This is a genomic window from Blautia difficilis, assembly GCF_014297245.1.
GTDB classification, from domain to species: Bacteria; Bacillota; Clostridia; order Lachnospirales; family Lachnospiraceae; genus Blautia_A; species Blautia_A difficilis.
The window spans coordinates 24,446-50,715 of record NZ_JACOQG010000021.1 but is presented as its reverse complement, the minus strand read 5'-3'; the positions used below and the strand labels follow the sequence as shown (position 1 = coordinate 50,715).

Genomic DNA, 26,270 nt, shown 5'->3' with positions numbered 1-26,270 from the left:
ATGAAATTATATAGGATTTGTAATAAAATTTCCCTTCTTTTGCATGCACTGGCAAGTGCTGTGGGATATTTTATTATGGAAGCGATTTGTCGTCACTCGTTCGTAGAAGCATGGAATTATATGACACAGAAACCTATGGTTTTTGCTTATAATACCGCATTTATTTTTACCTCGTCACTGATTGTTTATCTGTTTCACAGAAGGGTGTTCTGGAGAGTCCTGGTAACACTGTTCTGGCTGATATTGGCTATTATTAACGGCGTACTGCTGCTGAACCGTGTTACACCGTTTACCGGACCGGATCTGCATCTGATCACAGATGCTTTGAAGGTTGCCAACAAATACCTGCCTGCTGCAGGTGTTGTGGCAGTCTGCATCCTGTTTGGAATCCTTGTTATTTTACTTTTGATTCTTTTTATCAAAGGACCGAAGTATCAAAACAAGATAAAGTACCGTTATAATATTCCTCTGATCCTTCTGGCTGCAGCTCTTTTTGCAGGAAGCACACAGCTGGCACTGGAGAAGAGGGTGCTTTCCAACTATTTTGGAAACATTGCCTTTGCATATGAGGATTATGGATATCCCTATTGTCTGGCAACTACGATCTTTAACACAGGAATCAGTTGTCCAAGGGATTATTCTGAGGATGAGATCAAACGAATCGAGAAAACAGAGAAGAACCTGCCGGAGACTCAGGAAGAGAAAAAACCGAATATTCTTTTCCTCCAGCTGGAATCCTTCTTTGATCCTACCCTGGTGAAGTATCTGGATATTTCTGAGGATCCGATCCCTACCTTCCGGAAGCTGATGGAGAACTATTCTTCCGGATATTATAAGGTTCCTTCTGTAGGAGCAGGAACTGCAAATACAGAGTTTGAATCCATCACCGGTATGAGCATGCATTATTTTGGCCCCGGTGAATATCCCTATAAGAGTATCCTGAGAGAGACAACCTGTGAGAGCGCCCCTTATGTGCTGAAGAATCTGGGGTATAGCACCCATGCAGTACACAATAATGAGGCAAACTTCTATGGCAGAAGGTCTATTTTCCCAAATCTGGGCTTTGATACCTTTACTTCCGAGGAGTATATGGCGCGGGAAAATGAGAAAAACCCCAATGGATGGGTGAAGGATGCAGTCCTTACAGATGAGATTCTGAAATGTCTGGATTCCACAGAAGGTCCGGACTATGTGTATACGATTTCTGTCCAGGGCCATGGTGCTTACCCGGATGAGCAGATTCTGGAGGATCCGGAGATCACGGTTTCCGGTGCGCCTACGGAAGAAGAAAATAATAAGTGGGAATACTATGTGAATGAAATCCATGAGATGGATAATTTTGTAAAGGATCTCACAGACAAGCTGGCTGATTATCCGGAGGATGTGGTTCTGGTTATGTATGGGGACCATCTGCCTACTATGGGACTGACTGTGGAGGATCTGGATAATAAATATCTGTTCCAGACAGAATATGTAATGTGGGATAATTTTGGCCTGAAGAAGAAAAAAGAAAATCTGGCTGCCTACCAGATGGCTGCAGAGGTCATGGACCGGGTTGGTATCCATGAGGGAACCATTTTCCGCTATCATCAGGCAAGGAGAAATACAAAGAATTATCAGGTGGATCTGGAAACCTTGCAGTACGACCTGCTTTATGGAAAGAGATATTCTTACGGGGAGACCGGAGAAAGCCCTTATCTGCGCACCAAAATGCGGATGGGTATTTATGATACCACTCTGGATTCCATTCGGTGTATTTCGGATACTGATTATACCTATTATATCAAGGGAACAGAGTTTACTCCTTCCAGTGAGGTTAAGCTGAACGGAGAATGGTATGACACGGTTTATCTGAATCCTACCACACTGATGATCACGGGAACCCAGCTTAATGATTTTGACAGGCTGGCGGTGATCCAGCGAAGCAACAGTTCTACCAGAAAGCCGTTGAGTAAGAGCTATGACCGGTCCTGTTATGCTCTGTATGCACAGAATCCATGGAAACTGGATACAGAATCTGATACGGACAGTTAAACTTTAAAATCAGAGTTACTGTTTACAGATTTTGTCGGATAAAATATTACGATTGGTACTGGACATATTCCATCACTATTATATAATGTTAGAGTAACTAATTGGTATAAGCCACAGGAAAAAGTCTGTTGTGGATTATACGAAAGATAACGAAACATTATATAAAAGTGGTGGATTTTTTTATGACATACGAAGAAGCGGTTGCTTATATTGATGAAACTCCCAAATTTACAAAGAAAAACAGTCTGGAGCATACGAAGGAATGCCTGAGGAGACTTGGCAGTCCACAGAACAAATTTAAGGTGATCCATGTGGCAGGAACCAATGGAAAGGGAAGTACCTGTGCTTTTCTTACTTCCATTCTCAGAGAGGCTGGATATTCCTGCGGTCTGTTTACCTCTCCTCATCTGGTGGAAATCAATGAACGTTTTCAGATCAATGAGGTGAATATTGATAATGATACATTTCTGAAGGCCTTTCATAAGGTGAAGGCACTGGCAGATGAACTGGTGGCAGAGGGAAGCTATCATCCTACCTATTTTGAGATGCTGTTTCTCATGGGAATGCTGATCTTTGCAGAAGCCGGTGTGGATTACGTAACACTGGAGACTGGGCTTGGTGGAAGACTGGATGCTACCACTGCTGTGGAGAATCCGGTGGCCTGTGTGATCACCTCTATCAGTCTGGATCATATGCAGTATCTGGGAGATACTGTGGCAAAGATCGCAGGAGAGAAGGCCGGGATCATTGTGCCGGGAGTGCCGGTGATTTTTGACGGGAATGCGCCTGATGCTGCAGAAGTGATCAGAGAGACTGCCAGGAAGCTGGGAAGTCCCTGGTATGAGGTAAAGAGGGAAGATACGGAAATTATGAGAAATACTTCTGCAGGCATTGATTTTTCATTCCGAAATGATTATTATGGGGATACGGTCTTTTCCATCCCGTTTATTGCAAAGTATCAGGTGATGAACAGTGCCCTGGCCCTGAAAACCATGGAGGTTTTGAGAAAAGAAATTCCTGTTTCCATGGATAAGCTGCAGGAGGGAATCAGAAGGACCCGCTGGCAGGGACGTATGGAGACAGTTCTGCCGGGCGTGATCGTAGATGGTGCCCACAATGAGGACGGTGTGGAGAAATTTGTGGAGACTGCAGAGCATTTTCAGCAGGAATATCCTCTGACATTGCTTTTTTCCGCAGTAGATGATAAGGATTACCGGGATATGATACAAACGATCTGTGACAGGATTCACTTTGAGCATGTGGTAGTGACTTCAGTGGGAGGCTACCGCCAGGTGCCTGCAGAGGATTTTGCCCGGTTGTTTGAGAACGCAGGCTGTGACTGTGTGGAGGCTGTTCCTGATCTGGAGGAGGCTTTTGCGAAAGCACTGCAGCTACGTGGAGAGAAGGGCATGTTGTTCTGTGTAGGTTCTCTGTACCTGGTGGGCGAGATTAAAGATGTGATCAGGAGAAATAAAAAATGATAGATTATGAAGAGGAACTTAAGAAATTTGAGCCCTGTCTGGATGTGACAGATGCTGAGGGTGCCATATATGACAGAGAACTGACGGATATCCTGGATGTACTTCAGGAAGTCCTGAGGGAAGCGAAAAGCGGCAGAAGGGCGAAATAAGGAGAAACAGATGAACTGTATGAATTGTGGTGCGTTCCTGACAGACAGGGACCTGGATTACTGTCCGCACTGCGGATGTAATGTACTGATCCAGAAAAAGGCGGATTATCTTTCCAGGCAGTATTATAACCTGGGCCTGGAGAAAGCCAGTGTCCGTGATCTGTCAGGAGCGATCAGCTGTCTGAAGCAGAGCCTGATTTACAGTAAGTACAATATTCAGGCAAGGAATCTGCTGGGACTGGTATATTTTGAGACAGGTGAGGTGGTAGCTGCCCTCAGTGAGTGGGTGATCAGCAAGAATCTGCAGCCCAGCCGTAATCTGGCTTCGGAATATATTAATAAGCTTCAGGCTAATTCCAATAAGCTTGAGGTGATCAATGAGACAATACGAAAATATAATGAGGCCCTGAATCTGTGCAGAGAGGGGCATGAGGATATGGCAGCCATACGGCTGAAAAAGATACTTTCCCAGAATCCAAAGCTGATCAAGGGATATCATTTGCTTGCCCTGATCAGAATCAAGGAGGGAGAATACAACAAAGCCAGAAGAACCCTGAAGAAGGCAGCCAGGATCGATCAGACGAATACAACGACCCTGCGCTTCCTGAAGGAAATTGAGGAACAGACCGGAGTTTCCACAAAGCTTGGACGTCAGAATAAGGGACTTTTCAGGAATGGGGATGAGACTGGTGGTGAGAAAGCAGGAATGGGACCGGAGATGATGGTTCAGGCGCCTGCTTACAGGGAACGATCCAGAGTTTCTTTGTTTTTTACTCTGGTGGCTGGTTTTGCAGCTGGTCTGCTGGCCTTTTATCTGCTGGCTGTACCGGCGATCAAGCAGAGAATTTACAGAGAAGCCAATCAGCAGATCGTCAGTTACAGTGATGCGGTATCCAGCCAGGGAGCAGAGCTTACAAAAGCACAGAGCCAGGTGAAAGAGTCAGATGATACGGTGGAGGCAGCTTCCGCCCAGATCGCACAGGAGCAGAAAAAGAGCAGTACCTATCAGGCCCTTCTGGAAGCCTATGCCGCCTATAAGCAGCAGAATATGGATGAGGCTGCCCTGAAGCTTCAGAATGTATATGTAAATGTACTGCCGGATGATCTGAAGAGTATTTACAATACCATCAGTAATGATACCGGTGTGACAGGTATTGATGAAAGTGCGGACGGATCTGAGAGCAGCAGTGCTGCAGGACAGGCAGATTCCTCCGGGGATAATGCTGACAGTGCAGGAGATACAGGAGCAGACGATACAGGTGAGGGTTATTCAGACAGTGGAGATGGTTCTTATGACGACAGTTCTTATGATGACAGCTCCTATGATGATAGTTCTTATGATGATGGCTCTTATGATGAAGGGAATTATGATGAGGGTTCTTATGATGATTCCGGATATTAACCGAAGCGGATTGCGAATATCCACTTGACATGAATCTGATACATGAATTGGAAAATAACGGATCATTGCGAAAATACAAAAGAGATACACATAGAAATATGGGTGTCTCTTTTTTTCGTGATCTTATCCGTTGGACAGAAACAGGGGGATTATATGAAGAACAGATTTGAAATTCAGGGAAATTGTCTGACCGTCCACCTGCCCAGGGAAGTAGACCACCCGGCAGCAGATGAGATCCGGCGGGAATCAGACAATATATTGCGTAAAAATTATATACGGACTATGGTATTTGATTTTTCGGAGACAATGTTTATGGACAGTTCGGGAATCGGCATGATCATGGGGAGATACCGGGCTATGGGGATGAGGGGAAACTGTATCCGGGTAACCGGGGTCAGTGTTTATATTGAGAAGCTATTGCATTTATCCGGGGTGTATAAATTTGTGGAAATCTGCAGGGAAGCCTGAAAAGGGGGAAAGGAGTTTATTATGGAAAATACCAATGAAATGGAACTTATATTTGACAGTTCTCCTGTGAACGAGGGACTGGCCAGGGTAACAGTGGCGGCTTTCTGTACACAGCTGAATCCCACTTTGGAGGAGGTGGCGGATCTGAAAACCGCTGTTTCCGAAGCTGTGACCAACTGCATCATTCATGCCTATGAAGGAAAGGTATGCAAGATCAGACTGACCTGCAGGCTGGCAGAAAAAGCACTCTGGGTGGATGTGGAGGATCAGGGAGTGGGAATTTCAGATATCCGACAGGCTATGGAGCCGCTTTTTACCACAAAGCCGGAGAAGGACCGTTCGGGAATGGGTTTTACTTTTATGGAGGCGTTTATGGACGAGGTCAAGGTGGAATCCCAGGTAGGTAAGGGTACCATTGTCCATATGAAAAAAGTGATCGGGAGGTAGAAATGGATCATACTCTTGCTCTGATCAAAAGGTCACACCAGGGAGATAAAGAGGCAAGAGATACCTTGTTCAGAGAAAATACCGGACTGATATACAGTACAGTGAAGAGATTTCAGGGAAGAGGGGTGGAGAGGGAGGATTTGTTTCAGATCGGAAGCATTGGACTTCTGAAAGCAGTTGATCACTTTGATACTTCCTTTGAGGTAAAATTTTCCACCTATGCAGTTCCCATGATCATCGGAGAAATCAAACGTTACCTTAGGGATGACGGTATCCTGAAGGTAAGCCGTAGTCTTAAGGAAAACTGTGTGAGGATCTGCCGAAGCAGAGAGGAGCTGGAGAAAAGTCTGGGAAGGGAGCCGGGGGTGGCTGAAATTGCTGCTGCACTGGAGCTTCCTGTAGAGACTGTGGTGATTTCCATGGAGGCTGCAGCAGAGGTGGATTCTCTTCAGAAAATTATCTGCCAGGGGGAGGGAAGTGACATCTCCCTGCTGGACAGGCTGCCGGAGAAGGTGAACGGACAGGAGCAGGCTTTGAACAGGATTTTCCTGGATGAAATGCTGGGAAAATTAGAAGCCCAGGAAAGACAGCTTATTTATATGCGATATTACAGAGATATGACACAGACGGAGATTGGGGAGAAGATGGGGATTTCCCAGGTGCAGGTGTCCAGAATGGAAAAGAGGATCCTTCAAAAGCTGAAAAAGGAATATGGGTAAAAATAATGCCTTTATATTTGAGCAGTGCAGTTTGAAGGATCAATTTGGCGGAGGGTCAATATTTTTTGTACGGTCTGCTTCTTCTATGATGGTAGTGTTTACATCATCTTCATAGAGGCGCATCTGTATCTGCATGGGAGTGGGATCAGCAGTAAGTTTCCTATGTCCGAAATGATTAAAGAAAAACAGAACTCCCAGTCCGATACCAATGGAGTAGGTAATCTCAAGGATTGTAAAATGATCAGAAATCCTGCCGGTGACCTGGGTATAGATGGAGGCAAAGAGTTTTCCTACATCTACATCGTTGTTGAAGGTCATAATGGAAAAGGCAGCGCCGAAAAATGTGGAGAGACCTACGAACAGGATTTTGATCCATTCCCACAAAAGTCCGGGTCCGGGTTTGTTTTTGTATGTGATGATAAAAGTAGGTTCTCCTATAGGCGTGATCTCCAGATCCGGTTCTTTTTGCTGGATTTTGGAAATCAGATCCATAACAGAAAGCACATAGCGTCCCGGTTTGTCAGGAGGAAGATTTACCACAGGCATGACACGGAGTCGATTCAGAAGTTTGCTGTTGCTGCAGGACAGACTGGCAATGTCCTGCAGATAGATGTGGGGGTGCAGGGTCTGGATGTTTTTGTCCAGAAGCAGATAGAGGGTATCACTCATAGCAATTATCCTTTCATTTTGGGCTTGAAAATAAGACTGGCCAGATATGAAAAAATCAGTGCTGCAGAAACTCCTACAGCGCAGGCTTTGAACCCTCCGGTAAAAAGGCCGAGAAATCCTTGACTGTCAATGGCTTCCCGGGTTCCCTTCCATAGTACATTTCCAAATCCAAGGAGAGGGACAGAGGCGCCTGCACCTGCAAATTCTACGAAAGGCTGGTAGATGCCCACAGCGCTTAAAAGTGCACCGGAGCAGACGAGAAGGACCATGACCCGTCCGGGCATAAGCTTGGTTTTGTCTAACAGGATCTGGACCAGGGCGCAGATCAGGCCTCCTGTCCAGAATGCATGAAAATATTCCAAAATAGGAACCTCCTTTTATTATGAAGTGATTTCGTATTTTTCAATTACTACTGCATGGGCGATGCCGGGGATGGTGTCACCTTCGTTGAAGCTGACCTTGGAAAGAAGGGCTCCGGTAGGGACGAAAAGAATCCGTTTCCATTTTCCGGCAAGAAGCCCTGGCAGGATATAGCTGCTCAGAACAGAGGCTGCACAGCCACAGCCGCTTCCGCCGGAGTGGGTGTCCTGTTTTTGGGAGTCATAGATCAGGATACCGCAGTCCTGGTGGCAGGAACAGATATCATAGCCTTTTTGATATAGCAGATCGATCAGGATTTTCTGCCCTACTGCGCCCAGGTCACCGGTAAAGATGGCGTCATAGTCTGCTGGTGTCCGGTGGAAATCCAGAAAATTCTGATGGATCGTGTCACAGGCAGCGGGAGCCATACAGCCGCCCATGTTCATGGAATCTTTTAGTCCGTAATCCACCAGTCTGCCGGTTGTCAGGCCGGTAATGGCAATGCAGCTGTGTCCGCAGCGCAGAGGACGGGATTTTCCGGATGCAGGGAGAGGAGGCTGGCTGCCAAGTACACAGGCGCCGGCACCGGTAACTGTCCAGGTAGCAGATAAGGGCCTTTGATTTCCGTAGCCCAGGGGAAAACGAAATTCTTTTTCCGCACTGCAAAAGTGGCTGGAAGTTGCGCACAGGATATGTTCTCCGTATCCGGCAGCAATGCAGAGGGCGGACAGGGAGAGGGCTTCTCCCATGGTAGAGCAGGCGCTGAACAGTCCGTAGAAGGGAATCCCCATACCTGCAGCGCCAAAGGAAGAGGCTGCTGTCTGTGCCAGCAGGTCACCTACAAAAAGCAGACGAATGTCTGCGGGCTTCAGGCCGGCTTTTCCTATGGCCAGTGTGGCTGCCTCTTTCTGCATAGTGCTTTCTGCTGCTTCCCAGGTGGAAGCACCGAACATGGGATCCGGACAGATCATATCAAAGCAGGAGCCCAGAGGACCGTCTCCTTCTTTCTGTCCGGTTACAGAGGCACAGCTCTGGATAAACACAGGTTCTTGAAAGGAAATGCTGGAAGCTCCACAGGTGTATTGTTTTGTCATGAAAGTACCCCCATTATTTTCAGAAGATAGTAGATAAGACCCAGAAACCAGGAACTCAGGATTCCGTACAGGATTACAGGCCCGGCAATGGTAAATATTTTACAGCCGATTCCGAATACATGGCCTTCCACCTTGTATTCAATAGCTGAGGCTGCAACAGAATTGGCGAAGCCGGTGATGGGAACAAGGCTTCCGGCACCTGCAAACCTGCCGATTTTGGAATAAAGATTCAGGCCTGTAAGCAGGACACTGATCAGTATCAGGATCAGGGAACACCAGGAGGCAGCAGATTCCCTATCCAGTCCCAGGCTGTATGCGTAATGCAGGATCAGCTGTCCAAACATACAGATGAGGCCGCCTGTGAGGAAGGCTTTCAGCATATTTAAGCCCAGGCTGTGGGTGGGAGTTATCTGCTTTACATATTTTTCATATTGTTGTTTTTCAGAAGTCATAGACATTCTCCCTTCTGTTTTTCTTTAGTGTGTGAAAAAAGAGCAGAGAATATACTTCTTATTTTGACTTTTTGGGGGATTCTATTTATAATGGTGCTATTGTTGACCAAATCAGGGCAGCCATCTGTTGAAATAGTAGATCAGGGAGCCTGTGGCTTTTCCAAGGGCAACACAGAGGACTACAATGGAGAGCCCTTTTTGGAAACGGATCCTTCGGGTGAAGATTGGAAAAACATCTGCCATTTCTGCCAGGGCCATGATCCATCCGCCCAGGAAAATTCCGGAAAAAATTCCGTACAGCATGAGAAAAGGAGATCCGAGAGGAAGCTTCCACCGAAAAAGATAAAACAGATTTCCGGTAACTGTACCCAGGAGTGCCAGATCTTCATATAAGAGAATATGGTCTGCAGTCCGGGTGATCCCTGCATAGCGGGGAACAATGGAAAGACCCATAAGAAGCCCGGTGATCCCGCCGGCTATGATCACACCGGAGCAGAGCCCTACAAAGCCGAGAAAAATATACTGAAACATAAATACCTCCGAAAAAATGAATATGGTAAAGAAAATTGCCCCTTCAAAAGACAGCTGCCATTTATAGCAATCAGTATGCACAAATGCCGGAAAACTATACATAAATGGAAAATATAGGGGAATGTATGAAAAACTGTACTTTTACAGGGATAGATAGTATAATTAGAAATATCGTTGGTATGGACAGACTGGCTTTTGTCAAAGCTCTGTCTGACTGCAGATGAAGAGAGTTTGAGGAGGTTTATGTATGGCGGAGGCATTTTCAGGGGCAAAGGTTCTGGCCGGAACTGCTGTGGCTGATGTACTGGGGCGGGCCAGGATCGCAGTCTTCGGCCTGGGAGGTGTAGGTTCCTGTGTAGCTGAGGCACTGGCCAGATGTGGGGTGGCAAGTCTGACCCTTGTGGATAATGGAAGGGTATCTGTAAATGATATAAACAGAACCTTCTATGCCCTTCATTCTACTGTTGGCGAGAGCAATGTGCAGGTAGCCAAGGCGAGGATCAGAGATATTGATGAGGAAATACTGGTTCATACCTATGAGACCTTTTATAATGAAGAAACAGCGGGAATGTTTGACCTGAGTAATTATGATTATATTGTAGATACCATTGATAGTGCAGCGTCCAAGGTGCTGCTGATCGAAAATGCAAGAATAAGCAAAACTCCGGTGATTTCCTGTATGGATGTCTGTGATAAGCTGGATCCGTCCAGACTTGAGGTTATGGATATTTCCAGAACCAGTGTAGGCCCGCTGGCCAGGGTGGTTCGTACCCAGCTTCGAAAAAAAGGAATCCGAAAGGTAAAGGTGCTTTGTTCCAGAGAAAAAAATGACTGGATAACAGAAAACAGCCAAGAGGGGGACAGCCTTTCCTTTGTAGCGGGGACAGCAGGATTTATGCTGGCAGGAGCAGTGGTGAGAGATCTTCTGGGGAAAGAATCGAACAATCAGCCCAGGGGAAAAAGAATGGGCAGGAAAAATAAAAATAGAAAGTATGAGGAATAGAATCTGTGAATCAGAAAGTAATAGAGAAATTTTGGAATCTGCTGGGAAAAGACAGGGTACTTGTAGATGAGCCTATGAAACGCCATACTACTTTCCGCATCGGAGGTCCGGCGGACTTCTTCTTACTTCCGTCTACAGTAGATGAGGTAAGGGGAATACTGGAAATATGTCGTGAGGAGGAGCTTCCCTATTTTATACTTGGAAATGGAAGTAACCTGTTGGTAAGTGATAAAGGATACAGAGGGGTGATCATACAACTGTACCGCAATTTCAGCAATATTTCAGTAGAAGGAAATGAAATCTGTGCTTCTTCAGGAGCACTGCTTTCCCAGATCGCGGCAGCCGCAAGGAATGCATCTCTGACAGGATTTGAATTTGCAGGCGGGATTCCGGGAACTCTGGGAGGAGCTGTATTTATGAATGCCGGTGCCTACGGCGGAGAGCTGAAGGATGTGTTGAAGGAAGCAGTTGTTATGACAGAGCAGGGAGAAATCCTGACACTTCCTGTGGAAAAGCTGGACATGGGATACAGAACCAGCAGGATCAAAAAAGCTGGTTATCTGGTTCTGGAGGCAAGACTTGTTCTGGAACAGGGAGATATGGATAAGATCAGAGACATAACAAAGGATCTGACAGAAAAGAGAGTGAGCAAACAGCCGTTGGAATATCCAAGTGCAGGAAGTACCTTCAAAAGACCGGAAGGATATTTTGCAGGGAAGCTGATCATGGATGCAGGCCTGAGAGGTTATCAGGTGGGGGATGCCCAGGTATCAGAGAAGCATTGTGGCTTTGTGATCAATAAAGGAAATGCAACAGCAGCAGATGTACTTACATTGATAGAGAATGTCAGGGAAAAGGTTCAGGAGCAGTTTGGTGTAACACTGGAACCGGAAGTGAAATTCCTTGGAGAATTTTAGACAGAACAGGAGATAAATCATGCGTTTTGTGATCGTGACGGGAGTATCAGGGGCAGGAAAAACAGCAGCATTGAAAATGCTTGAGGATGCAAATTATTTTTGTGTGGATAATCTTCCTATTCCATTGTTGGAGAAATTCGCATCTCTGATGCCGGAAATACATGGAGAGGATGTGCAGAATGTGGCACTGGGAATCGATGCCCGCAGCGGCAGATCCCTGGATGAGCTGGAGGCTGTGCTGGATCGGATGAAGAAAGCGGGATACGAGTTTGAAATCCTTTTCCTGGATGCAGAGGACAGTGTACTGGTGAAGCGCTACAAGGAAACACGCAGAAGCCATCCTCTGGCTATGGGCGGCAGAGTGGATGATGGAATCCGCTTGGAGAGAGAAAAAATGCAGTTCCTCAAAAAAAGGGCAGACTATATTATAGATACCAGCCATTTGCTTACCCGGGAGCTGAAGCAGGAAATAGAGAGGATTTTTGTGGCAAATCAGGATTTCTGTAATATGATGGTCTCTGTGCTTTCCTTTGGGTTTAAGTATGGGATCCCGGCGGATGCGGATCTGGTGTTTGATGTGCGTTTTCTGCCCAATCCATATTATGTGGATGAACTTCGTCCCATGACAGGAATGGACGATGGAGTGTTCAATTATGTAATGAACTGTGATACTGCCAGGAAGTTTGCAGATAAGCTTGAGGATATGATCAATTTTCTGATCCCTAACTATGTAAAGGAAGGCAAGACCAATCTGGTCATTGCCATTGGATGTACAGGCGGAAAGCACCGTTCTGTGACTTTGGCCAGAGAATTATATTCCAGGCTGTCCGGAAATGAGAGATATGGATTCCGTCTGGAGCACAGAGATATAGGTAAGGACAGACTGCTAAAAAAACATGAGAGGTGAGACCGGGAAATGTCTTTTTCAGGGATGGTGAAAGAAGAACTTTCCAGACAGGTGGGAACGGCAAGGCACTGTATGATCGCAGAACTGGCTGCTATTCTTTGTTCCTGCGGAAAAATGCAGCATCTGCCTCAGGGGGATAAACTTAAAATCCAGATAGAAAATGAAGCAGTTGCAAGAAAGTGCTTTACATTATTGCAAAAAACATTTAATATAGAGAAAGAAGTATCTGTGCGGGAGAGCAGTCACCTGAAATGGGTCAAGGTATATACAATTGAGATATCCAGACCAGAAGAGATCCAGGCAATTCTTCAGGCGGCAAAGCTGGCCCCGGACAGTAAAGACCATGATTCGCTTTTTCTGCAGGATCTGCTGGTAGTACAGCAGAATTGCTGTAAGAGGGCGTATATCAGGGGGGCTTTTCTTGCATCCGGTTCCATCAGTGATCCGGAGAAGGCGTATCATTTTGAAATTGTATATCCCAATGAGAGGAAGGCCAGAGAACTGCAGACAATTATTCGTAGTTTTTCAGTGGATGCCAAGATCGTGCAGCGTAAGAAATCACATGTGGTCTATGTGAAGGAGGGCGCACAGATTGTAGACATGCTGGCCGTGATGGAAGCGAATGTGGCATTGATGGACCTGGAAAACATCCGCATTCTGAAGGAAATGAGAAATTCCATTAACAGAAAAGTGAACTGTGAAACTGCGAACATTAATAAAACGGTAAATGCGGCTGTCAAGCAGATGGAAGATATCAGACTGATTCAGCAGACAATAGGGTTTGAACAGCTGAATGAGGGACTTGTACAGATCGCGGAGTTGAGAATGCAATATCCGGAAGCTACATTAAAAGAATTAGGGATGATGTTGAATCCGCAGGTGGGCAAATCGGGAGTCAATCACAGGCTGAGAAAGCTGAGTGAGCTGGCTGACGAACTGCGGGAGAAACAAGGAGGAGAAGTATTATGATTAAAAAACCAATCACCATTAACCTGTCAACCGGTCTGGAGGCACGCCCTGTGGCACAGCTGGTACAGGTGGCAAGCCAGTTTAACAGCGAGATATATGTAGAGATTGGAAAGAAAAGGGTAAATGCAAAGAGCATTATGGGTATGATGACTCTGGGACTTGATTCTGGTGAGGAGATAACCCTTTCAACAAATGGTGAGGATGAAGAGGCTGCTATGAACAGTATTGAGCAGTATCTGAGTAATCAGTAATTATTGATCTGAAAACTGAAAACACATCCGGAAAGGAAGACCGCTTTCTGGATGTGTTTTTGAGAGATTAGAAGAAATGAGGGGCATTACCTATGTCGAAGTTTTTGAAATTTATTGTACATTTTATTGTTATCTGTACTATTATATGCGTTGTCGGCCTGGCTGTTCCGCCTTTTCTGGGAATTACAACAGAAATCCTGGATGACTCTAGCAAGGAAACCAATCTTCCGATGGGATCAGTTACCTATGCAATTCCTGTGAAAACGGAGGAAGCTGCTGTGGGAGATTCTATTCTTTATCAGGGAGATTCCAAGGCTTACAAATATATGATCACGGAGATCGACCAGGAGAATAAGACCTTTCAGGTCATTGATGCTTCCAATTCAAAAGAGAAAGCTCTTACAGTACAGGCGAAGGAGTACTTCCCAAAGGTAGTGATCACTATAGGATATGTGGGATATCTTCTGATCGCCACTGAAAGTATTGAGGGACTTATTATTCTGGGACTGGCTGTACTTTTCTTGATTATCCTCTATATTATAGCAGAGCTGTGGAAGAAAGATCCCCAGGATGATTATGATGAGATGGATACAGAGCCCGGTTATGTGAAAAGTAAGAAAGAACTGAAACGGGAAGAAAAAGCCAGACAGCGGAAATATAAAGAAGAAGAAAAACAGATCAGAAAAGAAGAAAAGCAGAACCGAAAGGGAGCGGATGCCCCCAGGAAAAAGATACGCACCGGTGGTTTCGTGGATACGATCTATGAGGATGAATTGGAAACGGACAACGAAAAGCCGGTTACAGTACAGACTGCTACCAGCGAGGCGCATGAACTGCTGAAAAAGGAAATTGCAGCAGCAACAGCAGATGAGCCGGAGGCACAGCAGGCGGAGCCGGAGAAAGAAGTGGTGATTTCTCCTACAGAGAATATTGTGACACATCTAAAGGAAGCGCTGGAAGAAGAAAAACAGGAGCAGGAAGCACCTGTGGATGAGGAAGAAGAGACAGAATCACTTCCTATAAGACGTATGGCGATTCCGGTGTGGTCAGCAGCACAGATCGCAGAGAACGCCAAGAACCAGGGAGATGCCCCTGATATCGTGAAGGATGATGTTACAAAGGTTACACTTTTTGATTATTCAGATATTGTGGCCGGCGATAAAACCACATCTGCGGAAAAACAGAATTAGGAATGAGTAAATGCGAAATCTGATATAAATTCAGGTTTCGCATTTGTTATTGTGCAAAATGTCTGTGTTTTTCGGGCGAATGCCTGATCACAGGGTAGAATAAACAAAAAATAAAAAAATAAAAAAAATACTTGCAATTTCCCAAAAGGTCGTGTATACTCCTATTTGTTGTGACATTGATAGCAATGAAGCGCGAGGTTGCTGCCACAAAGTTGGCAGGTTTTCCGTGGAGCGAATGTCAAGTTTGAAAACTGACGACAAGTCACTGTACAAGTTCAGAAAGACCATCATGGGATGGGCGTGTGTGGAAAAATTTGATGACACACACGGAGATGTGTACAGTCGCCGCTTGTCGTACTGCTTGAAAAGTACGAATAGGAGGAGACTTTTTTTATGGCAAATCAGGTAATGAGAATCACATTAAAGGCATATGATCATCAGTTAGTAGATGCATCTGCTGCAAAAATCATCGAAACTGTTAAAAAGAACGGGGCAATGGTAAGCGGACCGGTTCCACTTCCTACAAAGAAAGAGGTTGTTACAATCTTAAGAGCCGTTCACAAATACAAAGATTCCAGAGAACAGTTTGAGCAGAGAACACATAAGAGACTGATCGATATTCTTACACCAACCCAGAAGACAGTAGATGCGCTGTCCAGACTGGAAATGCCTGCAGGTGTTCATATTGATATCAAAATGAAGACCAAATAAGCATCTTAAATTATGATAATGCTTTAAGCATTAAGCTATTTACTATATGATTGCCGGTAAACGGTAATCCGCTATAAGGAGGAAGAAAGAAATGAAGAAAGCTATTTTAGCTACTAAAGTCGGAATGACTCAGATCTTCAATGAAGAAGGCCAGTTAATTCCGGTAACAGTTTTACAGGCTGGTCCTTGTGTCGTAACTCAGGTTAAGACAGAAGAGAACGACGGATACGCTGCAGTTCAGGTTGGATTCGGCGATATCAGAGAAAGCCTTGTTAACAAACCGGAAAAAGGACACTTTGACAAAGCTGGCGTTGCAGTAAAGAGATTCGTTAAAGAGTTCAGATTTGATAACGCTGCTGAGTATGCAGTAGGACAGGAAATTAAAGCTGATATCTTTGCAGACGGCGATCACATTGATGCAACAGCTGTTTCCAAAGGTAAAGGTTTCCAGGGTGCGATCAAGAGACATGGCCAGTCCAGAGGACCTATGGCTCACGGCTCCAAATATCACCGTCATGCAGGTTCCAATGGTGCTTGTTCTGATCCGAGCAAGGTATTCAAAGGAAAACACATGCCAGGTCATATGGGAAATGTTCAGGTTACTGTACAGAACCTTGAGATCGTACGCGTAGATACAGAGAATAACTTACTGTTAGTTAAGGGTGCTGTTCCAGGACCTAAGAAATCTTTGGTAACAATCAAAGAGACAGTAAAGTCCTTATAATAAGAAAGGAGGAGCACACAAATGGCAAACGTAACTGTTTATAATATGGAAGGCAACGAAGTTGGAACAATGGAACTGAATGATGCAGTGTTTGGCGTAGAAGTCAATGAGCATCTTGTTCACCTTGCTGTTGTTCGTCAGCTTGCAAATAATCGCCAGGGTACTCAGAAAGCGAAAACTCGTTCTGAAGTAAGCGGCGGCGGAAGAAAACCGTGGAGACAGAAAGGAACAGGTCATGCTAGACAGGGTTCCATCCGTGCACCACAGTGGACTGGCGGCGGTGTTGTATTCGCTCCGGTACCAAGAGATTATGAAGTAAAAATGAACAAGAAAGAAAGAAGAGCTGCTTTAAAATCTGCTCTGACTTCCAAAGTTCAGGACAATAAATTAGTAGTTGTTGATGCTCTTACATTAGCAGATGTTAAGACAAAGGAAATGCAGAAGGTTCTTACAAACCTGAAAGCAGAAAAAGCTCTGGTTATCACAGCAACAGATGACAAGAACGTAATCCTTTCTGCAAGAAACATCGCTGATGTTCAGACTGCAACTCCAAGTACAATCAACGTATACGATGTTATGAAACACAACACCGTAATCGTAACCAAAGATGCTGTAGCATCCATCGAGGAGGTATATGCATAATGGCTGATATCAAGTACTATGACGTAATCAAGAAACCAGTGATTACAGAAAAATCCATGAATGCAATGGCTGAAAAGAAATACACTTTCTTAGTTCATCCAGAAGCAAATAAATCTCAGATCAAAGAAGCTGTAGAGAAAATGTTCGAAGGAACAAAAGTAAAGAGCGTTAACACCATGAACATGGATGGAAAGAAAAAACGCCGTGGTATGACAGTTGGAACAACTGCTAAAACCAAAAAAGCTATCGTAGCTCTGACAGAAGACAGCAAAGATATTGAAATCTTCGAAGGACTTTAATTAACAGATAGCGATTATACGCATTCAAAAGCGTGAGGACAAATTTGAAAGGAGAACAAAAATGGGAATCAAAAGTTATAACCCATATACACCGTCTAGAAGACATATGACTGGTTCCGATTTCTCAGAGATCACAAAATCTACACCAGAGAAATCTCTTACCGTGTCTTTAAAGAAAAACGCTGGACGTAACAACCAGGGTAAAATCACAGTTAGACACCGCGGAGGCGGAAGCAGAAGAAAATACAGAATCATCGACTTCAAGAGAAGAAAAGATGGAATCGCTGCAACAGTAGTTTCCATCGAGTATGATCCAAACAGAACAGCAAACATCGCTCTTATCTGCTATGCAGATGGCGAGAAAGCATATATCCTTGCACCGGAAGGCTTAAAAGTAGGCCAGAAAGTCATGAACGGAGCAGAAGCAGAAGTTCGTGTTGGTAACTGCTTACCATTAGAGCTTATCCCGGTTGGTACTATGGTACACAACATTGAGCTTCATCCTGGAAAGGGCGGACAGATGGTTCGTTCTGCTGGAAACGGCGCTCAGTTAATGGCTAAAGAAGGCAAATACGCAACACTGCGTCTGCCATCTGGTGAAATGAGAATGGTTCCGATCGTATGCCGCGCATCTGTTGGTGTTGTCGGAAACGGAGATCACAACCTGATTAACATCGGTAAAGCCGGACGTAAACGTAACATGGGTATCAGACCTACTGTTCGTGGTTCCGTAATGAACCCGAATGACCATCCACACGGTGGTGGTGAAGGAAAGACCGGTATCGGTCGCCCAGGTCCATGCACTCCATGGGGAAAACCTGCTCTTGGTCTGAAGACAAGAAAGAAAAACAAACCGTCCAACAAGCTCATCGTAAGAAGACGCGATGGAAAAGCTTTATCGAAATAATAAGGAGGATTAAGCATGTCTCGTTCACTGAAAAAAGGACCTTTTGCAGATGCAAGCTTACTGAAAAAAGTAGATGCGTTAAACGCTGCAAATGATAAATCCGTTATCAAAACCTGGTCACGCCGTTCTACAATCTTCCCGTCCTTCGTAGGACACACAATCGCTGTCCATGACGGAAGAAAACACGTGCCGGTATATGTAACAGAGGATATGGTTGGCCACAAACTTGGTGAGTTCGTTGCAACCAGAACCTACAGAGGACACGGAAAAGACGAAAAGAAATCCGGTGTTCGCTAGTATTTGACTTTATATTCTGTCTGCTGCAATGCAGCAGGCAGGTTTAACCTGATATTGAGAGAAAATGGAAAGGAGGCACTTTAAAATGGCAAAGGGACATAGAAGCCAGATAAAAAGAGCCAGAAATGAGAGTAATAGAGAGACAAGACCGTCTGCAAAATTATCTTACGCAAGAATTTCTGTTCAGAAAGCCTGCTACGTGTTAGATGTAATCCGCGGTAAAGATGTGCAGACAGCACTTGGTATCTTAACATACAACCCAAGATACGCTTCCAGCGTGATCAAGAAACTTCTTGAGTCAGCAATTGCAAATGCTGAAAACAACAACGGAATGAATGCAGACAACCTCTACGTTGCAGCCTGCTATGCAGATAAAGGACCTACAATGAAGAGAATTCAGCCAAGAGCACAGGGTAGAGCTTACAGAATCGAGAAGAGAACAAGCCATATCACCATCGTGCTGGATGAAAGATAAGGAGGAAAAGCATGGGACAGAAAGTTAACCCACATGGCCTTAGAGTCGGTGTTATCAAGGATTGGGATTCAAGATGGTATGCTGATGCAGACTTCGCTGATTACCTGGTAGAAGACTACAACATCAGAACATTCCTTAAAAAGAAATTATACAGCGCAGGTGTTTCCAAGATCGAAATCGAAAGAGCATCTGACAGAGTTAAGATCATCATCTACACAGCTAAACCTGGTATCGTAATCGGTAAGGGCGGAGCTGAGATCGAAAAAGTAAAAGCTGAATTAAAGAAATTCACAGACAAAAAACTTATCGTAGATATCAAAGAAGTAAAGAGACCAGACAAGGATGCTCAGTTAGTAGCAGAGAATATCGCACTGCAGCTTGAGAACCGTATCTCTTTCAGACGTGCTATGAAATCTACAATGCAGAGAACAATGAAGGCTGGAGCTAAAGGTATCAAAACATCCGTATCCGGACGTCTTGGTGGAGCTGATATGGCTCGTACAGAGTTCTACAGCGAAGGAACTATTCCGCTTCAGACACTTCGTGCAGATATTGACTATGGATTCGCAGAAGCAGACACAACATACGGCAAAGTTGGCGTAAAAGCTTGGGTCTACAATGGCGAAGTACTTCCAACAAAAGGAACTAAGGAAGGGAGCGATAAATAATGTTAATGCCAAAAAGAGTAAAACGTCGTAAACAATTCCGTGGCTCCATGAGAGGAAAAGCCCTTAGAGGTAATAAGATCAATTATGGTGAATTCGGACTTGTTGCAACCGAACCGTGTTGGATCCGTTCCAACCAGATCGAGGCAGCCCGTGTTGCTATGACCCGTTATATCAAACGTGGTGGTCAGGTTTGGATTAAGATTTTCCCAGATAAACCAGTAACAGCGAAACCAGCAGAAACACGAATGGGTTCCGGAAAAGGTACTCTTGAATACTGGGTAGCAGTTGTTAAGCCAGGACGTGTAATGTTCGAAATCGCAGGCGTTTCTGAAGAAATCGCTCGTGAAGCATTACGTCTTGCTATGCACAAGTTACCATGTAAATGCAAAATCGTTTCTCGTGCAGACTTAGAAGGCGGTGATAACAGTGAAAATTAATAAATTCGTGGAAGATTTAAAGGCAAAATCAGCTGCAGAATTGAATGAAGAATTAGTAGCTGCTAAAAAAGAACTTTTCAATCTGAGATTTCAGAATGCAACTAACCAATTAGACAATACAAGCCGTATCAAAGAGGTTCGCAAGAACATTGCAAGAATCCAGACAGTGATCACTGAGCAGGCTAACGCTTCCAAATAATAGGAGGAAACTATCGTGGAAAGAAATCTGAGAAAAACCCGCGTGGGTAAGGTTGTCAGCAATAAGATGGACAAGACCATTGTTGTTGCTATTGAAGACCATGTAAAACATCCTCTTTACAAAAAAATCGTGAAGAGAACATATAAATTAAAAGCTCATGACGAAAATAATGAGTGTAATATCGGTGATACCGTAAAAGTTATGGAAACCAGACCGTTATCCAAGGATAAGAGATGGAGACTGGTTGAGATCGTAGAGAAAGTTAAATAAGGAGGATACCAGTATGATTCAGCAGGAAACAAGACTGAAGGTTGCCGACAACACTGGTGCAAAAGAAATCCTTTGTATTCGTGTTATGGGCGGCTCTACAAGAAGATATGCAAACATTGGCGATACAATCGTTGCTACTGTTAAAGATGCAACACCAGGCGGCGTTGTTAAAAAAGGTGACGTTGTAAAAGCTGTTGTAGTTAGAACTAAAAAAGGCGCTCGTCGTAAAGATGGATCTTACATCCGTTTCGATGAAAATGCTGCCGTAATCATTAAAGACGACTTAACTCCGAGAGGAACACGTATCTTTGGACCAGTTGCCAGAGAGCTTCGTGAGAAGAAATTCATGAAGATCGTTTCCTTAGCTCCGGAAGTATTATAGGAGGGTGCCTAATGTCAGCTATGAAAATTAAAAAAGGTGATACTGTAAAGGTTATCGCTGGTAAAGATAATGGCAAAGAGGGTAAAGTCCTTGCAGTTAACGCAAAAGACAATACCGTAGTTGTTGAGAACATCAACAAGGTTACAAAACACAGCAAACCATCTGCTGCAAACCAGCAGGGTGGAATCATCACAAAAGAAGCTCCTCTTCATATCTCCAACGTTATGTTAGTTGTTGATGGACAGGCTACAAGAGTAGGCTTCCAGATGGACGGAGATAAAAAAGTCCGTGTTGCTAAAAAGACCGGTAAGGTTATCGATTAATTAAGAGAGGAGGCATGACAAGTGAGTAGATTAAAAGAAATGTACAAAAATGAGATCATGGATGCCATGACCAAAAAATTTGGATACAAAAATGTTATGGAAGTGCCAAAACTCGATAAGATCGTAATCAATATGGGTGTTGGTGAAGCCAAAGAAAACGCTAAGCTTCTGGATGCTGCAATCGCAGATATGGAGCTGATCACAGGACAGAAAGCAATCGCTACAAAGGCTAAAAAATCTGTCGCTAACTTTAAGATCAGAGAGGGTATGCCGATCGGATGTAAAGTTACATTAAGAGGAGAAAAGATGTATGAGTTCGCTGATCGTCTGATCAACCTTGCACTTCCTCGTGTACGTGACTTCCGTGGTGTTAACCCGAACGCATTCGATGGCCGTGGAAACTATGCTCTGGGTATCAAAGAGCAGCTGATCTTCCCGGAAGTTGAATATGATAAAGTTGACAAAGTAAGAGGTATGGATATCATCTTCGTTACTACAGCAAAGACTGATGAAGAAGCTCGTGAATTACTGACATTATTCAATATGCCGTTTGCAAAATAATAGGAGGAACGATTCATGGCTAAAACAGCAATGAAAATCAAACAGCAGCGCAAAGCTAAATTCTCCACAAGAGAATATACACGCTGCAACATTTGTGGACGTCCACATTCTGTTTTAAGAAAATACGGAATCTGCAGAATCTGCTTCCGTGAATTAGCTTACAAGGGACAGATCCCGGGCGTTAAGAAGGCTTCCTGGTAGGAACCGGATTTCAATATTAATAAACGATCGGCTGATTTATCAGTCCGGTCATGTGTCCAAGCGAGATTTATAATAAAACAGGTAACAATGTAAACAATAAATATACATGCACATGTAAAGTCTGAATTATAGGAGGAAACTAACATGACAATGAGCGATCCAATCGCAGATATGCTTACAAGAATCCGTAACGCAAATACTGCAAAACACGACACAGTAGATGTTCCGGCATCCAAAATGAAAATTGCAATTGCTAACATCCTTGTTGATGAAGGATATATTGCAAAATATGATTTAGTTGAAGACGGAGTTGTTAAAACTCTTCATATCACACTGAAATATGGTGAAGACAAAAACGAAAAAATCATCACTGGTTTAAAGAGAATCTCCAAACCTGGTCTTCGTATCTACGCAGGCAAGGATCAGCTTCCAAAAGTTCTTGGTGGACTTGGAATCGCAATCCTTTCTACAAACAAAGGTGTTATTACTGACAAAGAAGCTCGCAAACTTCAGGTTGGCGGCGAAGTATTAGCATTCGTTTGGTAATTTGAACCAAGATTTTTTATAGAGAACAAACTGAAAACAGAGAGGATGAAACATCCTCTCCGATAATCTAAGTAAGGAGGACAAACATATGTCACGAATTGGTAGACTTCCGGTTGCTATTCCTGCAGGCGTAGAAGTAAAAGTCGCTGAAGGCAACGTAGTAACTGTAAAAGGACCAAAAGGAACACTCGAAAGAGCACTTCCTACAGAAATGGAAATCAAAGTTGAAGATGGTCATGTAGTAGTATCCAGACCAAACGACTTAAAGAAAATGAAATCTCTTCACGGTTTAACAAGAAGCTTGATCCACAACATGGTTGTTGGTGTAAGCGAAGGCTATACAAAAGAGCTTGAAGTTAACGGTGTAGGTTATAAAGCAGCAAAACAGGGCAAAAAGCTTGTGCTTAGCCTTGGATATTCTCATCCGGTAGAAATGGAAGATCCAGACGGAATCGAAACCAAAGTTGATGGTAACAAGATTATCGTATCCGGTATCAGTAAAGAAAAAGTCGGCCAGTTTGCAGCTGAAATCAGAGACAAGAGAAGACCTGAGCCATATAAGGGCAAAGGTATCAAGTATGCTGATGAAGTTATCAGACGTAAAGTTGGTAAGACTGGTAAGAAATAATTCAGGAGGGTGAGAAAATGGTAAATAAAGCATCTAGAGCGAAAATTCGTGAGAATAAGCATAGAAGATTACGTCATCATTTAAACGGAACTGCAACAACACCTCGTTTAGCAGTATTTCGTTCCAACAAGCATATGTATGCTCAGATCATTGATGACACTGTAGGAAAAACTTTAGTATCTGCTTCTACTCTTCAGAAAGAAGTAAGAGCTGAGTTAGAGAATACTGATGATGTAGCAGCTGCTGCACATTTAGGAACCGTTATTGGTAAGAAAGCTGTTGAAGCTGGTATCGAAAGCGTTGTTTTCGACAGAGGAGGCTACATCTACCACGGTAAAGTTAAAGCACTGGCAGACGCAGCAAGAGAAGCTGGGCTGAAATTCTAATAAGGAGGAGCGAAACACATGAAACGTAATCTTATTGATGCTAGTCAGTTAGAATTAGAAGATAAAGTAGTATCAATCAAGCGTGTTACCAAGGTTGTTAAAGGTGGTCGTAACTTCCGTTTCACAGCTTTAGTTGTTGTAGGTGACGGCAACGGACACGTTGGTGCAGGTTTAGGTAAAGCAGCCGAAATTCCTGAAGCAATCCGCAAAGGAAAAGAGGATGCTATGAAAAAATTAGTAACAGTAGCAAGAGACGAAAACAACTCTATTACACATGACTTCGTTGGAAAATACGGAAGCGCTGAAATGCTTCTGAAGAGAGCTCCGGAAGGTACTGGAGTTATCGCCGGCGGTCCTGCCCGTGCGGTAATCGAGTTAGCTGGTATCAAAAACATCCGTACAAAATGTATGGGATCTAGAAACAAACAGAACGTTGTTCTTGCAACAATCGAAGGCTTAAGACAGTTAAAAACTCCAGAAGAAGTTGCTAAACTTCGTGGAAAATCTGTTGATGAGATTCTGGCTTAAGGAGGAATACAAAAATGGCAGATACATTAAAAGTTACATTAGTAAAATCTCCTATTGGTGCAGTTCCGAAGCATAAAAAAACTGTTGTAGCTATGGGTCTTACAAAAATGCACAAAACAGTTGAAATGCCAGACAATGCTGCAACCAGAGGAATGATTCAGCAGGTACAGCACCTGGTAAAGGTTGAAGAGGCTTAATTGCTTCTTCTCCCTGAATGAAGAAAATCTAAACTCAACGATTTGAAATTATAAAAGGAGGTGCCAACATGGAATTATCAAACTTAAGACCAGCAGAAGGTTCTAAGCACAGCGATAACTTCAGAAGAGGCCGTGGACATGGTTCTGGAAACGGCAAGACAGCCGGTAAAGGACACAAAGGACAGTTAGCTCGTTCCGGTCACAAGAAACCGGGATTCGAAGGTGGACAGATGCCTTTATACAGACGTCTGCCTAAGAGAGGATTCAAAAACAGAAATACAAAAGAGATCATTGCAATCAACGTTGACGTACTGAACCGTTTTGAAGATGGTGCAGAAGTTACAGTAGAAAGCTTACTTGCAAGCGGTGCAATCTCCAAGATCGCAGATGGCGTTAAAATTCTTGGAAACGGTGAGCTGACAAAGAAACTTAATGTCAAGGTTAACGCTGTCAGCGAGACTGCAAAATCAAAAATTGAAGCTGCTGGTGGTACAGTAGAGGTGATCTAATGTTTGAAACTCTTAAAAATGTTTTTAGAGTGAAAGAAATGAGACGTAAACTGCTGTATCTGATATGGATGATATTTATCATCCGTATCGGCTGCCAGATCCCGGTTCCGGGTGTTGACAGTGATTTCTTCAAACAGTGGTTCAGCAGCAATACCGGAGATGCATTTAACTTCTTTGATGCATTTACCGGTGGCTCATTTGAGCGAATGTCAATTTTCGCATTGAACATCACACCATACATTACATCTTCCATTATCATTCAGCTTCTTACCATTGCCATTCCGTCACTGGAAGAAATGCAGCGTGATGGTGAAGAGGGAAGAAAAAAGATGACCGCGATCACACGTTATGTGACAGTCGGTCTTGCATTGTTTGAATCTGTTGCGATGGCAATCGGTTTTGGTCGCCAGGGCATGATCCCGAACATGAATTTCTTCAAAGGTGTGGTAGTAGTAGCCTGCCTTACAGCCGGTTCAGCTATGCTGATGTGGCTGGGTGAGCGTATTACAGAAAAAGGTGTTGGAAATGGTATTTCCATCGTACTTACTATTAATATCATCTCCAGAGTGCCAAGCGACTTAGCTTTGTTATATGAGAACTTTATTAAAGGAAAGACCATTGCAAAAGGTACTCTTGCAGGTATTATTATTGCAGCGATCATTCTTGTGGTAGTGGTTCTTGTACTTATCCTGAATGGTGCAGAGAGAAGAATCCCTGTACAGTATTCCAAGAAAATGGTGGGAAGAAAAATGATGGGCGGTCAGTCCACCAATATCCCTCTGAAGGTAAATACTGCAGGTGTTATTCCTGTCATTTTTGCATCATCCCTGATGTCTTTCCCAACTGTTATTGCACAGCTGACCGGTAAAGGCAACGGAACAGGAATCGGAAGTGAGATCCTGAGAGGTCTTTCTTCTAATAACTGGTGTAATCCTTCTCAGCTTCAGTATAGTTGGGGACTGGTTCTTTACATCGTGCTTTGCGTTTTCTTTGCATATTTCTATACTTCCATCACATTCAATCCGCTGGAGGTAGCAGACAATATCAAAAAGCAGGGTGGTTTTATCCCGGGCATCCGTCCTGGAAAACCTACGTCAGATTATTTGACTAATATCTTAAATTATATTATATTTATAGGTGCAGTAGGTCTTATTATTGTGTGCGTAATCCCATTTATCTTTAATGGTGTATTTGGGGCAAATGTTTCCTTTGGTGGTACATCTATCATCATTATCGTAGGAGTTATCCTTGAGACAGTGAAACAGATTGAATCTCAGCTTCTCGTGCGTAATTACAAAGGCTTCCTGAACAATTAAAAATGAGAGGTTGTGGTGCAT

40 protein-coding genes are annotated in these 26,270 nt (G+C 43.9%); 35 read left to right on the top strand and 5 right to left on the bottom strand.

The features are described 5' to 3' along the window. The 7 genes from H8Z82_RS12325 (at position 1) to H8Z82_RS12295 (ending at position 6,700) form a co-directional block, all read left to right on the top strand. Entirely contained in the window at positions 1-2,034 is a 2,034-nt protein-coding gene (locus tag H8Z82_RS12325; RefSeq protein ID WP_019162519.1) for an LTA synthase family protein, read from the top strand. 182 nt (positions 2,035-2,216) lie between these two features. Further along, positions 2,217-3,515, top strand: coding sequence for a bifunctional folylpolyglutamate synthase/dihydrofolate synthase (locus H8Z82_RS12320; protein WP_019162518.1), 1,299 nt, complete (start codon positions 2,217-2,219; stop codon positions 3,513-3,515). Next, positions 3,512-3,664 (top strand): hypothetical protein, encoded by a 153-nt coding sequence (locus H8Z82_RS12315; protein WP_019162517.1) that lies wholly within the window; start codon positions 3,512-3,514, stop codon positions 3,662-3,664. The genes H8Z82_RS12320 and H8Z82_RS12315 overlap by 4 nt, the downstream gene beginning before the upstream one ends. A 10-nt stretch (positions 3,665-3,674) precedes the next feature. Continuing rightward, entirely contained in the window at positions 3,675-5,066 is a 1,392-nt protein-coding gene (locus H8Z82_RS12310) for a tetratricopeptide repeat protein (RefSeq protein ID WP_019162516.1), read from the top strand. Between the two features lie 153 nt (positions 5,067-5,219). Continuing rightward, a complete protein-coding gene (locus H8Z82_RS12305) occupies positions 5,220-5,534 on the top strand; it encodes an anti-sigma factor antagonist (RefSeq protein WP_019162515.1) in 315 nt (104 codons plus the stop codon). A 21-nt stretch (positions 5,535-5,555) separates the two neighbouring features. After that, entirely contained in the window at positions 5,556-5,981 is a 426-nt protein-coding gene (gene spoIIAB / locus H8Z82_RS12300; RefSeq protein ID WP_019162514.1) for an anti-sigma F factor, read from the top strand. A gap of 2 nt (positions 5,982-5,983) precedes the next feature. Next, positions 5,984-6,700 carry a SigB/SigF/SigG family RNA polymerase sigma factor gene (locus H8Z82_RS12295; protein WP_186995267.1) on the top strand — a complete coding sequence of 239 codons (717 nt, stop codon included), beginning with the start codon at positions 5,984-5,986 and terminating at the stop codon, positions 6,698-6,700. A 39-nt stretch (positions 6,701-6,739) separates the two neighbouring features. Here H8Z82_RS12295 and H8Z82_RS12290 read toward each other — a convergent pair whose 3' ends face one another. The 5 genes from H8Z82_RS12290 to H8Z82_RS12270 all read right to left on the bottom strand — a co-directional run bounded on the left by H8Z82_RS12290 (position 6,740) and on the right by H8Z82_RS12270 (position 9,806). Next, the gene (locus H8Z82_RS12290) at positions 6,740-7,369 is read right to left on the bottom strand and encodes a stage V sporulation protein AA (protein WP_186995266.1); all 630 of its coding nucleotides are present in this window, start codon (positions 7,367-7,369) and stop codon (positions 6,740-6,742) included. Between the two features lie 5 nt (positions 7,370-7,374). After that, a complete protein-coding gene (gene spoVAE / locus H8Z82_RS12285) occupies positions 7,375-7,731 on the bottom strand; it encodes a stage V sporulation protein AE (protein ID WP_186995265.1) in 357 nt (118 codons plus the stop codon). An 18-nt stretch (positions 7,732-7,749) separates the two neighbouring features. Further along, on the bottom strand, positions 7,750-8,823 hold the full coding sequence (locus tag H8Z82_RS12280; protein WP_019162510.1) for a stage V sporulation protein AD: 1,074 nt from the start codon (positions 8,821-8,823) through the stop codon (positions 7,750-7,752). After that, entirely contained in the window at positions 8,820-9,275 is a 456-nt protein-coding gene (locus H8Z82_RS12275) for a SpoVA/SpoVAEb family sporulation membrane protein (protein ID WP_186995264.1), read from the bottom strand. Before H8Z82_RS12275 ends, H8Z82_RS12280 begins: the two co-directional genes overlap by 4 nt. Before the next feature lie 111 nt (positions 9,276-9,386). Further along, complete coding sequence (locus tag H8Z82_RS12270; protein WP_186995263.1) at positions 9,387-9,806, bottom strand: stage V sporulation protein AB; 420 nt, start codon at positions 9,804-9,806, stop codon at positions 9,387-9,389. Positions 9,807-10,053: 247 nt separating this feature from the next. Between H8Z82_RS12270 and H8Z82_RS12265 the strand changes: the two genes are divergently transcribed. The 28 genes from H8Z82_RS12265 (at position 10,054) to secY (ending at position 26,249) form a co-directional block, all read left to right on the top strand. Continuing rightward, positions 10,054-10,809 (top strand): tRNA threonylcarbamoyladenosine dehydratase, encoded by a 756-nt coding sequence (locus H8Z82_RS12265; RefSeq protein WP_186995262.1) that lies wholly within the window; start codon positions 10,054-10,056, stop codon positions 10,807-10,809. A gap of 5 nt (positions 10,810-10,814) precedes the next feature. Further along, entirely contained in the window at positions 10,815-11,726 is a 912-nt protein-coding gene (murB, locus tag H8Z82_RS12260) for a UDP-N-acetylmuramate dehydrogenase (protein WP_186995261.1), read from the top strand. Between the two features lie 19 nt (positions 11,727-11,745). Then, complete coding sequence (rapZ, locus tag H8Z82_RS12255) at positions 11,746-12,633, top strand: RNase adapter RapZ (RefSeq protein WP_019162505.1); 888 nt, start codon at positions 11,746-11,748, stop codon at positions 12,631-12,633. 9 nt (positions 12,634-12,642) lie between these two features. Further along, positions 12,643-13,602 (top strand): DNA-binding protein WhiA, encoded by a 960-nt coding sequence (whiA, locus tag H8Z82_RS12250; protein ID WP_186995260.1) that lies wholly within the window; start codon positions 12,643-12,645, stop codon positions 13,600-13,602. Continuing rightward, the gene (locus H8Z82_RS12245) at positions 13,599-13,853 is read left to right on the top strand and encodes an HPr family phosphocarrier protein (protein WP_019162503.1); all 255 of its coding nucleotides are present in this window, start codon (positions 13,599-13,601) and stop codon (positions 13,851-13,853) included. The genes whiA and H8Z82_RS12245 overlap by 4 nt, the downstream gene beginning before the upstream one ends. Positions 13,854-13,945: 92 nt before the next feature. Continuing rightward, entirely contained in the window at positions 13,946-15,043 is a 1,098-nt protein-coding gene (locus H8Z82_RS12240; protein ID WP_186995259.1) for a hypothetical protein, read from the top strand. Positions 15,044-15,436: 393 nt separating this feature from the next. Then, positions 15,437-15,754 carry a 30S ribosomal protein S10 gene (gene rpsJ, locus H8Z82_RS12235; RefSeq protein ID WP_019162501.1) on the top strand — a complete coding sequence of 106 codons (318 nt, stop codon included), beginning with the start codon at positions 15,437-15,439 and terminating at the stop codon, positions 15,752-15,754. A 91-nt stretch (positions 15,755-15,845) separates the two neighbouring features. Continuing rightward, positions 15,846-16,478, top strand: coding sequence for a 50S ribosomal protein L3 (rplC, locus tag H8Z82_RS12230; protein ID WP_019162500.1), 633 nt, complete (start codon positions 15,846-15,848; stop codon positions 16,476-16,478). A 21-nt stretch (positions 16,479-16,499) separates the two neighbouring features. Next, entirely contained in the window at positions 16,500-17,120 is a 621-nt protein-coding gene (gene rplD / locus H8Z82_RS12225; RefSeq protein ID WP_019162499.1) for a 50S ribosomal protein L4, read from the top strand. Beyond that, positions 17,120-17,419 (top strand): 50S ribosomal protein L23, encoded by a 300-nt coding sequence (gene rplW, locus H8Z82_RS12220; RefSeq protein WP_008707251.1) that lies wholly within the window; start codon positions 17,120-17,122, stop codon positions 17,417-17,419. The genes rplD and rplW overlap by 1 nt, the downstream gene beginning before the upstream one ends. A 61-nt stretch (positions 17,420-17,480) precedes the next feature. Further along, a complete protein-coding gene (rplB, locus tag H8Z82_RS12215; RefSeq protein ID WP_173743543.1) occupies positions 17,481-18,326 on the top strand; it encodes a 50S ribosomal protein L2 in 846 nt (281 codons plus the stop codon). Between the two features lie 15 nt (positions 18,327-18,341). Beyond that, positions 18,342-18,623 (top strand): 30S ribosomal protein S19, encoded by a 282-nt coding sequence (rpsS, locus tag H8Z82_RS12210; RefSeq protein ID WP_008707255.1) that lies wholly within the window; start codon positions 18,342-18,344, stop codon positions 18,621-18,623. An 85-nt stretch (positions 18,624-18,708) separates the two neighbouring features. Continuing rightward, entirely contained in the window at positions 18,709-19,098 is a 390-nt protein-coding gene (rplV, locus tag H8Z82_RS12205; protein ID WP_008707257.1) for a 50S ribosomal protein L22, read from the top strand. Between the two features lie 11 nt (positions 19,099-19,109). After that, a complete protein-coding gene (rpsC, locus tag H8Z82_RS12200) occupies positions 19,110-19,766 on the top strand; it encodes a 30S ribosomal protein S3 (protein ID WP_008707259.1) in 657 nt (218 codons plus the stop codon). Continuing rightward, complete coding sequence (gene rplP, locus H8Z82_RS12195; protein ID WP_019162497.1) at positions 19,766-20,203, top strand: 50S ribosomal protein L16; 438 nt, start codon at positions 19,766-19,768, stop codon at positions 20,201-20,203. The genes rpsC and rplP overlap by 1 nt, the downstream gene beginning before the upstream one ends. Further along, entirely contained in the window at positions 20,193-20,402 is a 210-nt protein-coding gene (gene rpmC / locus H8Z82_RS12190) for a 50S ribosomal protein L29 (RefSeq protein WP_019162496.1), read from the top strand. Before rplP ends, rpmC begins: the two co-directional genes overlap by 11 nt. Before the next feature lie 15 nt (positions 20,403-20,417). Next, positions 20,418-20,672 carry a 30S ribosomal protein S17 gene (rpsQ, locus tag H8Z82_RS12185; RefSeq protein ID WP_008707264.1) on the top strand — a complete coding sequence of 85 codons (255 nt, stop codon included), beginning with the start codon at positions 20,418-20,420 and terminating at the stop codon, positions 20,670-20,672. 13 nt (positions 20,673-20,685) lie between these two features. After that, complete coding sequence (gene rplN / locus H8Z82_RS12180) at positions 20,686-21,054, top strand: 50S ribosomal protein L14 (RefSeq protein WP_019162495.1); 369 nt, start codon at positions 20,686-20,688, stop codon at positions 21,052-21,054. A gap of 11 nt (positions 21,055-21,065) precedes the next feature. Further along, complete coding sequence (gene rplX / locus H8Z82_RS12175) at positions 21,066-21,377, top strand: 50S ribosomal protein L24 (protein ID WP_008707266.1); 312 nt, start codon at positions 21,066-21,068, stop codon at positions 21,375-21,377. A gap of 21 nt (positions 21,378-21,398) precedes the next feature. Next, positions 21,399-21,938: a 50S ribosomal protein L5 gene (rplE, locus tag H8Z82_RS12170; protein ID WP_008707267.1), complete on the top strand. Its 540-nt coding sequence runs from the start codon at positions 21,399-21,401 to the stop codon at positions 21,936-21,938. Positions 21,939-21,953: 15 nt separating this feature from the next. Then, positions 21,954-22,139: a type Z 30S ribosomal protein S14 gene (locus tag H8Z82_RS12165; RefSeq protein WP_019162494.1), complete on the top strand. Its 186-nt coding sequence runs from the start codon at positions 21,954-21,956 to the stop codon at positions 22,137-22,139. Positions 22,140-22,283: 144 nt separating this feature from the next. Continuing rightward, a complete protein-coding gene (gene rpsH, locus H8Z82_RS12160; RefSeq protein ID WP_019162493.1) occupies positions 22,284-22,685 on the top strand; it encodes a 30S ribosomal protein S8 in 402 nt (133 codons plus the stop codon). Positions 22,686-22,773: 88 nt separating this feature from the next. Continuing rightward, positions 22,774-23,313: a 50S ribosomal protein L6 gene (gene rplF / locus H8Z82_RS12155; RefSeq protein WP_173743542.1), complete on the top strand. Its 540-nt coding sequence runs from the start codon at positions 22,774-22,776 to the stop codon at positions 23,311-23,313. Positions 23,314-23,330: 17 nt separating this feature from the next. After that, a complete protein-coding gene (gene rplR, locus H8Z82_RS12150) occupies positions 23,331-23,699 on the top strand; it encodes a 50S ribosomal protein L18 (RefSeq protein WP_019162491.1) in 369 nt (122 codons plus the stop codon). 18 nt (positions 23,700-23,717) lie between these two features. Next, positions 23,718-24,227: a 30S ribosomal protein S5 gene (gene rpsE, locus H8Z82_RS12145; protein WP_019162490.1), complete on the top strand. Its 510-nt coding sequence runs from the start codon at positions 23,718-23,720 to the stop codon at positions 24,225-24,227. 14 nt (positions 24,228-24,241) lie between these two features. After that, the gene (rpmD, locus tag H8Z82_RS12140; protein ID WP_019162489.1) at positions 24,242-24,424 is read left to right on the top strand and encodes a 50S ribosomal protein L30; all 183 of its coding nucleotides are present in this window, start codon (positions 24,242-24,244) and stop codon (positions 24,422-24,424) included. Positions 24,425-24,492: 68 nt separating this feature from the next. Next, positions 24,493-24,933, top strand: coding sequence for a 50S ribosomal protein L15 (gene rplO, locus H8Z82_RS12135; protein ID WP_019162488.1), 441 nt, complete (start codon positions 24,493-24,495; stop codon positions 24,931-24,933). Continuing rightward, positions 24,933-26,249, top strand: coding sequence for a preprotein translocase subunit SecY (gene secY, locus H8Z82_RS12130; protein WP_186995258.1), 1,317 nt, complete (start codon positions 24,933-24,935; stop codon positions 26,247-26,249). The genes rplO and secY overlap by 1 nt, the downstream gene beginning before the upstream one ends. The last annotated feature ends 21 nt before the right edge of the window (positions 26,250-26,270 follow it).